Annotated in this window: 11 protein-coding genes; 8 read left to right on the top strand and 3 right to left on the bottom strand. The window is 44.5% G+C overall.

Going from position 1 to position 13,564, the window contains the following annotated elements:
• Positions 1-122: 122 nt before the first annotated feature.
• On the bottom strand, positions 123-569 hold the full coding sequence (locus GTO83_RS09800) for an NUDIX hydrolase (protein ID WP_180870812.1): 447 nt from the start codon (positions 567-569) through the stop codon (positions 123-125).
• Positions 570-672: 103 nt separating this feature from the next.
• On the opposite strand from GTO83_RS09800, the gene GTO83_RS09795 reads away from it, so the two are divergent.
• Entirely contained in the window at positions 673-1,710 is a 1,038-nt protein-coding gene (locus GTO83_RS09795; RefSeq protein WP_180872178.1) for an AI-2E family transporter, read from the top strand.
• Between the two features lie 177 nt (positions 1,711-1,887).
• Positions 1,888-3,549 (top strand): formate--tetrahydrofolate ligase, encoded by a 1,662-nt coding sequence (locus GTO83_RS09790; protein WP_180870810.1) that lies wholly within the window; start codon positions 1,888-1,890, stop codon positions 3,547-3,549.
• A 74-nt stretch (positions 3,550-3,623) separates the two neighbouring features.
• On the opposite strand, the gene GTO83_RS09785 is transcribed toward GTO83_RS09790, so the two are convergent.
• Positions 3,624-4,817 (bottom strand): cyclopropane-fatty-acyl-phospholipid synthase family protein, encoded by a 1,194-nt coding sequence (locus GTO83_RS09785; protein ID WP_180870808.1) that lies wholly within the window; start codon positions 4,815-4,817, stop codon positions 3,624-3,626.
• A gap of 271 nt (positions 4,818-5,088) precedes the next feature.
• Between GTO83_RS09785 and purE the strand changes: the two genes are divergently transcribed.
• The 5 genes from purE (at position 5,089) to GTO83_RS09760 (ending at position 10,312) form a co-directional block, all read left to right on the top strand.
• Positions 5,089-5,574, top strand: coding sequence for a 5-(carboxyamino)imidazole ribonucleotide mutase (gene purE / locus GTO83_RS09780; protein WP_180870807.1), 486 nt, complete (start codon positions 5,089-5,091; stop codon positions 5,572-5,574).
• Positions 5,567-6,697, top strand: a complete 1,131-nt coding sequence (gene purK / locus GTO83_RS09775; protein WP_180870805.1) for a 5-(carboxyamino)imidazole ribonucleotide synthase — start codon at positions 5,567-5,569, stop codon at positions 6,695-6,697. Before purE ends, purK begins: the two co-directional genes overlap by 8 nt.
• A 24-nt stretch (positions 6,698-6,721) precedes the next feature.
• Positions 6,722-8,020: an adenylosuccinate lyase gene (gene purB, locus GTO83_RS09770; RefSeq protein WP_180870804.1), complete on the top strand. Its 1,299-nt coding sequence runs from the start codon at positions 6,722-6,724 to the stop codon at positions 8,018-8,020.
• Positions 8,021-8,563: 543 nt separating this feature from the next.
• Positions 8,564-9,355, top strand: coding sequence for a 2-keto-4-pentenoate hydratase (locus GTO83_RS09765; RefSeq protein ID WP_180870802.1), 792 nt, complete (start codon positions 8,564-8,566; stop codon positions 9,353-9,355).
• A gap of 9 nt (positions 9,356-9,364) precedes the next feature.
• A complete protein-coding gene (locus tag GTO83_RS09760) occupies positions 9,365-10,312 on the top strand; it encodes a 2-dehydropantoate 2-reductase (protein WP_180870801.1) in 948 nt (315 codons plus the stop codon).
• 381 nt (positions 10,313-10,693) lie between these two features.
• Here GTO83_RS09760 and GTO83_RS09755 read toward each other — a convergent pair whose 3' ends face one another.
• On the bottom strand, positions 10,694-11,530 hold the full coding sequence (locus tag GTO83_RS09755) for a Cof-type HAD-IIB family hydrolase (RefSeq protein ID WP_180870799.1): 837 nt from the start codon (positions 11,528-11,530) through the stop codon (positions 10,694-10,696).
• 178 nt (positions 11,531-11,708) lie between these two features.
• On the opposite strand from GTO83_RS09755, the gene GTO83_RS09750 reads away from it, so the two are divergent.
• A complete protein-coding gene (locus GTO83_RS09750) occupies positions 11,709-13,502 on the top strand; it encodes a heavy metal translocating P-type ATPase (protein WP_180870797.1) in 1,794 nt (597 codons plus the stop codon).
• Positions 13,503-13,564 lie beyond the last annotated feature (62 nt).

The following is a 13,564-nucleotide window of genomic DNA, read 5'->3' as shown; positions in this document are numbered from 1 at the left end:
TAAATGCGAACGAAAGACCGATTCTAATGAATCAACCTTCGTCCTTCTTATCCCAACCAGGCCGTCAAGGAGCTTTTTTCCCAACCTCTCCTATTAATAAAGATTTTGGGATCGAATAATCTTTAATTGCGTCGTAGAATTTCCCACATTTGCGCATGTTGCGCATTAAAAAAACGTGGTGGTTCTTGATCGAGAGCAAAATACTTGGTTCTTAGGGTTTCGCTAGGTTTAGGGGCTTGAGGAGCTTGCTTAGTTGCCTGGACGAGGTAAAAGGCGTTGATGGGTTGTACGACGTCGCCATTGGGATAAGTGTATTCATCATAGTCTTGTAAAGCTAAGAGCTTAACGGGTTTGATGTGGATTCCGGCATCTTCGAGGTATTCCCGTTGGACACACTTGGCATAACTTTCGCCGTATTCGAGGTAACCGCCGGGAAAGCCCCAGCCACCAGTATCGGCCCGCTCTTGTAAGAGAACGGCGCCTTGGTCATTAAGCAGGGCCCCTGAAGCACTATTTAAAATTAAACGCATATGGCCAACCTTTTGCCGTAAATCATGAATGTATGCCATGATAAAACCTCCAGTCGATGATTTACTCCTATTTTAGAACGGAAAAACGCTAGTCCTCAAAAAATTTTGGTAAGATAGAGGCATGACTAACTTTAAGGGGGTTATGACACTGTCTTCATGGAAAAAATTTACCGCTAATATTTCCTTGCATCGGGTAGTGGTACTGTTATTAATTATTGCGGTTCTTTATGCCGCCCGGGGGATGATGAATACCATCCTTTTGACTTTTATTTTTACTTATTTGGTTGTCCATTGGATCCGCTTAGTTCAGCGCTTTATTCCCAAATTACCGTCGATCGTGATTGTCTTGGTTACCTATATTTTGTTAATTCTTGGTCTCTATTACGTGGTCACCGATTACTTACCGATGATTGTTAATCAGATTGCTAAGATGGTTGATTCGCTGATTAAGTTCTACCAAAGTAACGATATGAATGGTGTTATGAAGTTGATTAATCACTACGTTTCAACTAGGACGATTATTTCCCAAGCTAAACACGGGGTGACACTTGCGGTGAATACCTTAACTTCGATTGGAACGCTAACGATTTCTTTTGTGATGTCTTTAATTCTTAGCTTCTTTTACACGATTGAACTGAAACAGATGAATGAATTCTCGCAACTTTTCTTGGAAAGTAAGTCCTTAGGGTGGTTCTTTAAGGATATTTACTACTTCGGAAAAAAGTTTGTGAATACCTTTGGGGTGGTTTTAGAAGCCCAATTCTTTATTGCTATCTGTAATACGGTCTTGACCTTAATTTGCCTAAGCTTCATGCATATGCCACAGATTTTTGCTTTAGGTTTAATGGTCTTTATCTTAAGTCTGGTTCCAGTGGCGGGGGTAATTATTTCGTTGATTCCATTAAGTATGGTGGCCTACTCAGTCGGTGGTTTTCGGTATGTGGTTTACATTATTATCATGATTTTGGTAATCCACGCTCTGGAAGCCTACGTCTTAAACCCGAAGTTCATGTCAAGTCGAACGGAATTACCAATTTTCTATACCTTTGTTGTGCTTTTGGTTTCTGAACATCTCTTTGGTACTTGGGGACTGATTGTTGGGGTGCCAATTTTTACTTTCCTTTTGGATATCTGTGATGTTAAGCAGATTCGAAAAGGGAGTGGGAATTCGCAAAAATAATTTAAATCGCTCACGGAAGGGAGAAGGCCCGCCAGCCGGCGATTTTTGATTTTAAGGGCTTAATTTTCGCGTATTTAGCGAAAATTAACTTGTCGAAGACCCTAAATTGACGTTATAATCGAACGGTAAAGTTAAAATTAGTTTTAAAGTTCGTCTTAGACCTAAGGAGGCCATTGAATGTTAACTGATATTGAAATTGCTGATCAAGCCCAAATGCTTCCAATTGAAGAAATTGCTGCCAAGGTTGGTTTGAAGAAAGACCAATTAGAACAATACGGACCATACAAAGCAAAGGTAACGACGCCAATTAAACCGGTTGAAGGTAAGAAACACAAATTAGTTTTGATTACGGCGATCAACCCAACGCCAGCTGGGGAAGGAAAGTCAACTGTTTTGGTTGGGTTAGCTGATGCCATGAACCAACTTGGTCACCAAACGACAATTGCCTTGCGGGAACCATCGATGGGCCCGGTTTTTGGAATTAAAGGTGGTGCCACTGGTGGTGGTTACAGTCAAGTTATTCCAATGGAAGATATTAACTTGCACTTTACGGGTGACCTCCATGCTTTGACAAGTGCTAACAACACCTTAGCCGCCTTAATTGATAACTACATCATGCGGGACAATGAATTAGATCTTGACCCGCGGCGGATTATCTGGCGCCGGGTAGAAGACGTTAATGACCGGGCCCTGCGGAACGTGGTGACTGGTCTGGGTGGAGTTATGCAAGGGATTCCACGGGAAACGGGCTTTGACATCACGGCGGCTTCTGAATTAATGGCTATTCTTTGCCTCTCAAAGGACTTAATGGACTTGAAACGCCGGGTTGGTCAAATCGTGGTTGGCTATACCCGGGCTAAGAAGCCAGTGACGGTTAAGGAATTAGGCTTTGCTGATGCCATCACGATTTTGTTAAAGGATGCGATTAAGCCGAACCTCGTGCAAACTTTGGACCACACGCCAGCTTTCGTTCACGGGGGACCATTTGCCAACATTGCTCATGGGTGTAACTCAGTCTTAGCGACCCAAACTTCTCTTGCTTTAAGTGATTACACAGTTACAGAAGCCGGTTTTGGGGCTGATCTGGGGGCTGAAAAGTTTCTTGACATTAAGCGCTTGACACTTGGTAAGACCCCAGATGCCGTTGTGGTTGTGGCCACCATTCGGGCTTTGAAGTACAACGGCGGGGTTGCTTTAGCTGATTTGAAGAACGAAGACCTGGATGCTTTGAAGTGGGGCTTTGTTAACTTAAAGCGTCACGTGCAAAATATTCAAAACTATGGTTTGCCAGTAGTGGTTGCAATTAATCACTTTGTTTCTGATACTGATGCCGAAGTTCAAACCTTAGCAGACCTCTGTGCTGAAATGGGGGTTAAGGCCGTTGTCGCTGATGCTTGGGCTAAGGGTGGTCAGGGGACCCAAGACCTGGCTAAGACCGTGGTTGAATTAGCTGATCAACCAGCCGACTTTAAACCACTTTACAGTCTTGATTTGCCAATTGCTGAAAAGGTTAAGGCCGTCGCTACTAAGATCTACGGAGCTAAGGATGTTGCCTTCTCTAAGAAAGCGGAAAAGCAATTAAAGGCATTTACCCAAAATGGTTGGGACGGTCTGCCAGTCTGCATCGCCAAGACCCAGTACTCTTTTAGTGATGATCAAACAGCGTTTGGAGCACCGAGTGACTTTACTTTCCATATCCGGGAATTTGTACCAAAGCTGGGGGCTGGTTTCATCGTCGCTCTTTCAGGAACGATGCTGACCATGCCGGGACTCGGTAAGACCCCGGCGGCGGTTAACATGACGATTGACGAAAATGGGGTTATTAAGGGCTTGTTCTAAAACCCTTAATAAATACTGAAGAAACAAAAAAGACGATTGCTCAGCAATCGTCTTTTTTGTTTCACATGAAACTACTACTTATCGGTTAACATGTAGCCCCTGGTCATTGGTAAACCAGTTCCGGAAGCGCCTTTGGTGATTAAGTATTGAACAACATCAATGTTCCCAGATTCAAAGGAAGCAGCACAAGCTTGGAGGTAGAGGTCCCACATCCGGGTAAAACGACGCCCTTTATCAGCTTGGATTTCTTCCCGGTGAGCATTGAAGTTGGTGTCCCAAATTTCAAGGGTCCGTTGATAATGCCGCCGAAGCATTTCAACATCGGTGACTTGCAAGTCGGCGTTAACAATGTGGTTAATGATTTCCGTCAGGCCAGGAATGTAACCACCTGGGAAAATGTACTTGTTAATCCAACCGTTATAAGCTCCACCTTGTTGCCGGGTAATTCCGTGAATTAAGGCAACCCCATTATCTTTGAGGTAGCGGGCAACGTCTTTGAAATAAAGGCCGAGGTTTTCTTCACCAACGTGTTCGAACATCCCAACTGAGGTGACATAGTCCCATTGTCGGTCACCAAGTTCCCGGTAGTCAACCAGTTTAACTTCAGCAACATCACTCAATCCTTCATCGAGGATCCGCTTTTGAACTAGGTTATATTGTTCTTCGGAGAGGGTAACCCCGGTGACCTTTAAGTTATATTCCTTGGCGGCAGTCAACATTAAGGTTCCCCAGCCACAACCAATATCAAGTAAGGTCTTACCCGGTTGAGGATTTAACTTTTGCAAGATATGGTGCACTTTAGCTACTTGGGCAGCGTAAAGATCATCAGTATTGCCGTTAGTAAAGTAGGCGCAAGAGTAAGTTAAAGTATCATCTAACCAAAGCTTGTAGAAATTATTTCCAACGTCATAGTGGCTTTGGATGTCAGTTTGACTTTCCTTTTCACCATGACTTTGCTTTGGCAAAAACCGCCGAAGTTTAGAATCGCGCATGAAACTGCCGGCTTGTTGATAAGCATCATTGATAATTGTTTGAATTGGCCGGTCACCGGTACCGGTGATTTCAATTTTCTTATCCATGTATGCCTCTCCAAGGGCAATTGAAGCATTTTGCGTTACCGCGCGAATGGGAAGCTTTTCGTTAAAGGTAATCGTTACTTGCGGTTCGCCTTTACCAAAAACCACGCTACTATCGTCCCAGAATACGACCTTAACTGGAACGCTGAAAGAACGCTTTAAAAGTTGCTTATAGAACGTTTTCTCTAACATTAAAATTTCCCTTTCTTATTTTAAAATAGTATTATTATACACCCTTAATTAGTAATAAAATCAACTCTATCTTGGAACGACTAGGCTAATCTGCCCAATTTTAAGCTAGCTAATTCAAAACGATGAGCCTTGACTATTGCGTTTCACGTAATATTAACGAACTTTATTCAGATTTATCTGTCAAAACATTCGTTATTTTCCTTGAGTTTACTAGAGAGCTCTGTTATCCTTAAAGAGAATTTGCAAACCTGAAGTACTAGAGGAGGCAATTATGAGTACAATTAGCGTTGTGATGGGAAGTAAGTCCGATTGGCCAACGGTTAAAAATGCTTGTGCAATCTTAGATCAATTTGGAGTAGATTACGAAAAGCATGTTATTTCAGCGCACCGGATGCCCAAGGAAATGTTCGCTTTTGCTCAAGAAGCTACCAGTAAGGGAATAAAGGTAATTATTGCTTGTGCCGGTGGGGCCGCTCACTTACCGGGAATGATCGCCGCTAATACTCCCTTGCCAGTAATTGGAATTCCTGGACAAACCAAGGCCTTAGGCGGGATGGACTCACTATTATCAATCGTCCAAATGCCAGCGGGAATTCCAGTTGCAACGACCGCAATTGGCGTTGCAGGGGCTAAGAATGCTGCCTTATTAGCGATCCAGATTCTTGGAACTACAAACCAAGCGCTTCAAGATAAAATTATTGCTTATCGTCAGGAAATGCATAATGCAGCGGTAGAAAGCGAGGCTGAACTTGACTAAGTTAATTCAACAAGGCCAAACGATTGGGATTATTGGTGGAGGCCAACTTGGCCAAATGCTGGCCCTTGATGCAAAACAAACGGGTATGAAAGTGATTATTTTAGATCCAACCCCTGATTGTCCTGCAGGGCAGTGTGCCGATGAACAAATTGTAGCGCCTTACGAAGATGTGGCAGCAATCCAAGAGCTGGCTGAAAAGAGCGATGTCCTGACCTACGAATTTGAGAATGTGGATTTAAACGCCTTGCAGCAAGTTTCATCAACAGCCTATGTTCCCCAGGGAACTAATTTGCTGTATGTCACAAAACATCGTCTGCGGGAAAAGACTTTTTTGCGGGAAGCGGGTTGTCAAACGGCACCCTTTGTACCAGTTAAAAATGAGGCGGAGCTCAAAGCGGGAGTGGAAAAGCTTGGTTTTCCCTGTGTTCTTAAAACCTGCCAAGGGGGTTATGATGGCCACGGACAGGAAGTTTTAAAGTCAGAGGCTGATTTTGACCGATGCACAGGAATTTTATCAACGCAAGATGCGATTCTTGAAGGTTGGGTGCCATTTAAACTTGAATGTTCAGTAATGGTGGCGCGGAATGAAAATGGTGAAGTGACAACCTTCCCAGTCGCTGAAAATATCCACCATAATGAGATTCTCCATATCTCAATTGTCCCGGCTCGGGTTAGTCCCGCAGTGAATGCAAAGGCGGAAGAAGCGGCTAAAAAGATCGCTGAAGCAATCGACTTACGCGGAATTTTAGGGGTGGAATTTTTTGTTGGTGAAGATGATGAAATCTACGTCAACGAACTCGCTCCCCGGCCGCATAATTCGGGTCACTATTCAATTGAAGCTTGCAACTTCTCCCAATTTGCTATTCATAACCGGGCTATTTGTAATTGGCCACTACCAAAGATTGAACTCTTAAAACCGGTAGTTATGGTAAACGTCTTAGGGCAACATGTTGCCCCACTTCGGGCTCAAATTACCCAGCACCCCAATTGGCACTTCCATGATTACGGAAAAGCCGAAGTTCGGGAAAATCGAAAGATGGGCCATGTGACCATTTTGACGGATGATGTTGAAGCAACGTTGGCTGAAATTGATGCGAGCGGCATTTGGCAAGATACCAAGTAAAAAGATAAAGAGAGGATTTAAAGCATGATTGATCGTTATACCCGTCCCGAAATGAAGCATATCTGGAGCGAAGAAAATAAGTATCGGGGTTGGCTTGAAGTTGAAATTGCAGCTGATGAAGCTTGGAGTAAGCTTGGCCATATTCCCGCCGAAGATGTTAAGAAGATTCGTGAAAACGCCAAGTTTGACGTTGAAGGAATCGCTGAAATTGAAGCCGTTACCCACCACGACGTAATTGCCTTTACCCGGGATGTATCTAAGTCTTTGGGGCCAGAACGAAAGTGGGTTCACTACGGTTTAACTAGTACCGATGTTGTTGATACGGCCCAAGGTTACCAACTTAAGCAAGCCAATGACATCTTACGCCAAGATATCAAGGACTTTATGGCAACGTTGGCAAAATTAGCTAAGCAATATAAGTACACGGTATGTATGGGACGGACTCATGGGATTCACGCCGAACCAACGACTTTTGGCTTGAAGCTGGCCCGGTGGTACTCTGAAATGAAGCGGGATCAAGAACGGTTTGAACATGCTGCTAAGGGGGTTGAAGCCGGTAAAATCTCTGGGGCGGTTGGTACCTTTGCGGAAGTTGATCCCTTCGTTGAAAAGTACGTCTGTGAAAAGCTTGGTTTACGGGCACAAGAAATTTCGACCCAAGTCTTGCCCCGCGACCTGCATGCTGAATACATCTCTGCGATTGCCTTAGTGGGGACGAGTCTTGAAAATATGGCGACGGAAATTCGATCCTTACAACGGACGGAAATCCACGAAGTTGAAGAACATTTTGCTAAGGGCCAAAAGGGCTCTTCAGCAATGCCACACAAGCGAAACCCAATTGGCTCGGAAAATATCACTGGTTGTGCGCGGGTCCTGCGCGGCAATGTAGTAACGGCAATGGAAGATGTTACCCTTTGGCATGAACGGGATATTTCCCACTCCAGTGCTGAACGAATGATTTTACCGGATTCAACATCGCTGTTAGATTACATGTTGCACCGCTTTGGCCGGATTTTAGCCAACTTAGATGTCTTCCCCGAACGGATGAAGCAAAATATGGATCAAACCTTAGGCTTGATTTACTCTGGGCGGGTGTTATTAAAGCTAGTTAACTCCGGGATGACGCGGGAAGCGGCTTATGACTTAATTCAACCGTACACAGCCAAATGCTGGGCCGAACATGTCCCTTACCGGCCATTGCTAGAAGCCGATCCAACGATCCAAAAACAACTTACGAAAGAAGACCTGGATGATGCCTTTGATTACCATTGGCACTTACGTCATGTTGATGATATTTTTGAACGGGTTGGTTTAGGGGATTAAGTAAACTAACTTCGGCAAATGCTTTTACTAGCGTCTAACAATTAAATTAAAAAAATCTCATGAAAAAGGGTTGACGGGTAACGAAATGTCTCGTATACTCGTTTCAACAATTAAAGATAGATGAGAAAAACACCGAGGGAACTCGTTCTGGTGCTTTGGTTAAGAGAGTCAACGGATGGTGAGAGTTGATCCAATAATCCAGCAACATATCATTCCTGAGTTACCGGCTGAATATAGTAAGCTAGGTTGGGTACCACCCATTATCGTGGTCGCGGATTCAATTGAGTCTGTAGTAAGATGATTCGTTGTTTCAACGGATTAAGTAGGATGGTACCGTGCGGAAGCGCTCCTATAATGACAGAGGTCATTGTAGGGGCGCTTTTTGGTTACCACTTAGGAATTGAGCCCAGAACACTCCATCACATATTTAACTTTCTTAATCGCTCACTAAAGCGAACATATCTCCCGGGTTTCTCAGTCGGTTGCTGGCCGCGATCTTTAATGACATATTTTACTTAAACAATTAATTTGGAGGTAATGACTATGACTCAATTAAATGCTCGTCAAAATGAATTTGCGGAAGCACTGTATCAAGCGTATGCCAATAATAAAGCCTTAAAGGAAAGTGATTGGCAAGACGTCGTTAATGATGATGAAACTGCCTACGCAGTGCAAGATAAGGTAATGGCGCTAAAGGGTCAACCAGTCGCTGGGTATAAGGTTTCCTTAACTAGTAAACAAACGCAAGATATGTTTGATGCTGATTCACCCCTCTATGGGCAACAGGTTGCAGATCATTTCTTAACGTCACCAGCGGATGTTAAGTTAGCCGACCTAAACGAGCCCCTGGTAGAAGTTGAATTGGCTTTCCGGGCAAAAGAAGATTTACATACCAATGATTCATTAGAAGAACTTTTACATAAGGTTACGGTTGCTGGCGCCTTAGAAGTCCCGGATGCCCGTTTTGTTGACTGGTTCCCAAGCTTAGGCAAGTATAATGTCATGTCTGACTGTGCGGTCGGTGGCTTGGTCGTTTACGGTCAAGAACGAGAAGCAGATGAATTCTTTAAGGATGTAGCCGCCGCTGCGAACGTCAAGGCTACCCTCTATAAGGATGGAGAAAAGCTCTCGGAAGGAACTTCCGCAGAAGTTCTTGGTAATCCCCTCGAATCCTTAAAGTGGCTAGTTGCTAAATTGGAAGCCCAAGGGAAAGGTTTCAAGCAGGGACAAATGGTATCTTCCGGAACTTTCGTCTTACCTCCACACTTGGAAGCTGGTAAGTGGGAAGTTAAGTTTGATTCTGGGCTTGGGGACGTGGTTGTTAACGCGAAGTAGGTGATCCCAATGAAAGTCCTAGTTGCTGGGGTTGGCGGAATGGGAAGCCGCTTCGCCCTTAAATTGGCCCAAGCCGGAAACGAGGTTGTCTTAGCCGAAACCTGGTCAAAACGACTGCAGTCCCTCCAGACGGATGGCCTTCAAGCTGATTTAGATGGTCAAGAAGTTCAATTAAAATTACCTGCTTACGCTCCCAAAGCTGTTCCACGTGAAACTGATTATGACTTAGTATTATTCCTAACGAAGAGTATGCAATTAGCTGACTTGGTTCAAATTTTGCTCCCGGCTTTTGGTCCCCACACCTATGCCCTCTGTTTAATGAATAGGATCGGCCATGAACAGACGCTAACTAAGTATCTGCCGCGAGAACGCGTACTATTAGGTAATACCATGTGGACTGCCCAGATGACGCGACCAGATCATGTTCACTTGGCTGATGATGGTTCTTGTGAACTGGGGAGTTTAACGGATGATCCGGACCAAGTTAAAATGGCGGTAACAACGGTGAACGTCTTTAGTCAAGCTGGCTTAAAAGCCCACTTATTAGAAGATCCAAGGTATTCAGTTTTCCGGAAGGGCTGTGTTAACGGGACCTTAAATACCCTTTGTACCTTATTAGAATGTAACGTGGCCGAATTCGGCCAAACAACGCCAGCTCATGAATTAGTGGTGAAGGTGGTTAAAGAATTTGCCATGGTCGGCGAAAAAGAAGGCCTTCACTTTGATGTTGCTGAAGCCGTAAGCCACGTCGAAGATTGTTATTCGGTCATTGGGGAACACTATCCTTCAATGTATCAAGACTTAGTTAAAAATAATCGGCCAACGGAGGTTGATTATATTAATGGCTACGTGGCTACTCATGCTAAACAATATGGTTTAGTAGCCCCGTTGTGTGAATTGTTAACAGGAGAAGTTCATGTGAAAGAGCAACTGCAAAACGCTAAAAATGATGTTTAAATAAGCGAGCAAACAAAGTTGATTTGCAATGGATGTACCAACTGTCCGCAAATTAATGTTTTTACCAAATTTCGAGCTATTAAGATCTAAAAAATAAAGCCGCTAATTTGAAGGTTAGGGCATCGCCAATCCTTAACCTCCATTAGTGGCTTTTTCGTTAGCGCTGAAGTTATTGTCCAGCCATGTCAAAATAGTAGCTGATTGCTAATTCGATTTTCGCTCGGATTTAAGCGGCGGCGTAACCGTATGCAGTGACGATTCGAGCAACGGTCACGACTGAGTAACCGCTAGGGTGCGCAAGGTCACGAAGTTAGTCATCAACTTCCTGCTTTCAGTACTAGCAATGATAAAAGGTGAAACGCATTCCACAGCAAGCAGAAATTATGCCTGGCTAGCCGCAACTAAATCGGGCTGATGGGTTAGGGCAGCGGCCCAGCCATCAGCAGAATTAGCCTTGGTTACGTACTTAGCAACGGCCTTAACTTTATCGCTGGCATTTCCCATAGCGATTGGTAAACCGACCATTTCTAACATCGGAAGATCATTTTCGCCATCACCAAAAGCAGCTGCTTCAGCGTTGGTTATCCCGGCCTGATCAAGAACGTATTGGACACCCCGGGATTTCTGCGCCTGTGCGTTGGTAATGTCAATAAAGGTAATTCCGTTTTCTGCGGCTGGTAATTGTAAACTTATGTTGGGAATGTTCAAGTTGGTGATCAAGTCGGCAACGGCTTGGGGATCAGTTTGTCCCGTCACCAAGAGGGTAATCTTGAGCAATTGCTGAGGATGATTGGCCAAAATATCTGTCGGATCACCAAACTGAGGGGCAAAGTCGGATCGTTCCGCTTGTAAATCAACCCCGTGGTCATGTTTGGGGGCAAACCAATGGGTAGCATCGTAAAAGTTAATACTTACTTCCGGGAAATGTTTTTGGACGGCTTGAATGATTTTTAGTCCACTCGTTTTTGACAAGGGAATCTCACTGCGGGATTCAATTTGGTGGTGGTTAACTTGGTAAATTAAAGCACCATTAAAGCCAATTTGCGGACCGGTTAAGCCGAGAGCTTCCACAAAGCGAAGCATGTCGGCAGCGGCCCGGGCAGAAACTAAGGTTAAGGGGAGGTCCGCCTGCTTAACCGCTTGAATCGTTGCGGGGGAAAGCTCTCCTTGGGGATTAAGCAGAGTACCATCCATATCGGTAAAGAGTTGTTTGATCATGAGGGTCACGTCCTTTGTTGGATAAATTACCTTTTCATTATACGCTAAGTTCAAAATTGATGAATAATTTGGAATAATAAATATTCCAAAAATATTAGTTAACTTTTAATTTAAAAAGCTTATTTATTGGATAATACCGTCAGTTATCAGTTATAGTATAAGTAAAGGGGGGATTATAATGACCCATAAACAAAAGTTGATGCTGTTAGGTGGGGTGGCTTTATTTGCCGCGGTTTGTCAATGGGGATTTGGTCAACCGCTCTGGGCCCAGATTATTAATACGGTCGCCGGGAGTATCATCGCTTTATCAATGTTAATCGAGATGGTTAAGAAACTGCGAACGGGTGACTATGGGGTCGACTTATTAGCGGTAACGGCAATTGTGGCCACGCTTGCGGTTAGTGAATACTGGGCCGCAATGGTAATTCTCTTAATGCTGATCGGCGGCGATACCCTAGAAGACTATGCTAATGCCAAGGCTCATAGTGAATTAAAGACCTTACTTGATAATAGCCCGCAGATTGGGCATGTTCGCCTTAACGGTAAGTTAGTTGACGTTTCCGTTGAAAAAATTATGGTGGACCAAGAAGTCGTAGTTCGCCCAGGCGAATTAGTTCCGGTTGACGGACGGGTAACTGAAGGTGAAAGTAGTGTCAATGAATCGTCTTTAACTGGTGAATCAAAACCGCTGGATAAGGGACCGGGGGATCAGCTCTTATCTGGTTCAATTAATGGGGACACAACCTTAACGATGAAGGTAGAGCGGACGGCTCAAGATAGTCAATACCAACAGTTAGTGGAGTTGATTAAGCAAGCCGATCAAACACCAGCTAATTTTGTCCGGTTGGCTGATCGGTATGCCTTACCGTTTACGATTGTCGCGTATGTAATTGCTGGTCTTGCCTGGTGGGTTGCCAAAGATCCGGTTCGCTTTGCCCAAGTGTTAGTGGTCGCTTCACCATGTCCATTAATTTTGGCTGCACCAGTCGCCTTTGTGTCGGGAATGAGTCGGTCATCCCATGCCGGGATTGTGGTTAAAACCGGAGCGGTGATTGAAAAACTAGCTACGGCAAAGACGGCGGCTTTTGATAAAACCGGAACCCTCACCCACGGAAACTTGACAGTTAGCCGAGTCGTTCCAGTTACTGGTGGGAAGGAGGATCAATTACTCCAACTGGTAGCAAGTGCGGAGCAGACTTCTGGCCACGTATTGGCCCAGTCAATTGTGACTAAGGCCCAGCAACAAGGCTTAACCCTTAGTGAACCAACGGCGATGAATGAAGTGACAGCGAAGGGGATCATCGCAACCGTAAATGGTCACGAAGTTAAAGTTGGAAAGAAAGCCTTCGTGACCGATGATCCACAGGTCAAATTAGTACCAACAACAGCAGTTTATGTTGCGGTTGATGGGAATTATTTTGGGCGGATTGAATTGGCTGACCAGGTCCGGCCAGAAGCAGCGCAAACCTTACAACGGTTAGTGAAAGCTGGGATTCAACATTTTATGATGGTTACTGGGGATCAACAAGTAATTGCTGATCGGATTGCCAAGGAAGTCGGGATTAAGCAAGTTTACGGTGATTTACTCCCCAAAGACAAAGTTGACCATTTGAACGACCTTGCCCCAGCCGAACGACCAAGTATTATGGTAGGGGATGGGGTTAATGATGCCCCGGTTCTTAAAGTCGCTGATGTTGGGATCGCCATGGGAGCTCACGGTTCAACGGCGGCCAGTGAATCCGCGGATGTCGTGATCTTGACCGATAACTTGGGAAAGATTGCTGATGCCGTGGAAATTGCGGAAGATACCCTTAAAATTGCTAAGCAGGCCGTTTGGATTGGCATTGCCGTTTGTACTGGTTTGATGTTAATTTGTTCGACCGGTTGGATTCCAACCATTATTGGGGCCCTGTTACAAGAAGTTGTTGATACTGTTTGTATCCTTTGGGGCCTCCGGGCAAAGCAGGGGTAAAATGATAGCAAGAAAACAAATAAGGCCACTCAATTGAAGGTTAGAACGGTAGCCGATATAAC

It is taken from the genome of Lactobacillus sp. 3B(2020) (assembly GCF_013487845.1).
Lineage (GTDB): Bacteria > Bacillota > Bacilli > Lactobacillales > Lactobacillaceae > Limosilactobacillus > Limosilactobacillus alvi.
The sequence above is the reverse complement of the archived record's forward strand: the minus strand, read 5'-3'. Positions and strand labels throughout refer to the sequence as shown.

Excerpts from the sequence above, each read along its gene's own strand:
- GTO83_RS09785 (WP_180870808.1), bottom strand. The coding sequence starts at position 4,817 with ATGTTAGAGAAAACGTTCTATAAGCAACTTTTAAAGCGTTCTTTCAGC.
- GTO83_RS09755 (WP_180870799.1), bottom strand. The coding sequence starts at position 11,530 with ATGATCAAACAACTCTTTACCGATATGGATGGTACTCTGCTTAATCCC.
- GTO83_RS09800 (WP_180870812.1), bottom strand. The coding sequence starts at position 569 with ATGGCATACATTCATGATTTACGGCAAAAGGTTGGCCATATGCGTTTA.
- GTO83_RS09750 (WP_180870797.1), top strand. The coding sequence starts at position 11,709 with ATGACCCATAAACAAAAGTTGATGCTGTTAGGTGGGGTGGCTTTATTT.
- GTO83_RS09790 (WP_180870810.1), top strand. The coding sequence starts at position 1,888 with ATGTTAACTGATATTGAAATTGCTGATCAAGCCCAAATGCTTCCAATT.
- GTO83_RS09760 (WP_180870801.1), top strand. The coding sequence starts at position 9,365 with ATGAAAGTCCTAGTTGCTGGGGTTGGCGGAATGGGAAGCCGCTTCGCC.
- GTO83_RS09795 (WP_180872178.1), top strand. The coding sequence starts at position 673 with ATGACACTGTCTTCATGGAAAAAATTTACCGCTAATATTTCCTTGCAT.
- GTO83_RS09765 (WP_180870802.1), top strand. The coding sequence starts at position 8,564 with ATGACTCAATTAAATGCTCGTCAAAATGAATTTGCGGAAGCACTGTAT.
- purE (WP_180870807.1), top strand. The coding sequence starts at position 5,089 with ATGAGTACAATTAGCGTTGTGATGGGAAGTAAGTCCGATTGGCCAACG.
- purB (WP_180870804.1), top strand. The coding sequence starts at position 6,722 with ATGATTGATCGTTATACCCGTCCCGAAATGAAGCATATCTGGAGCGAA.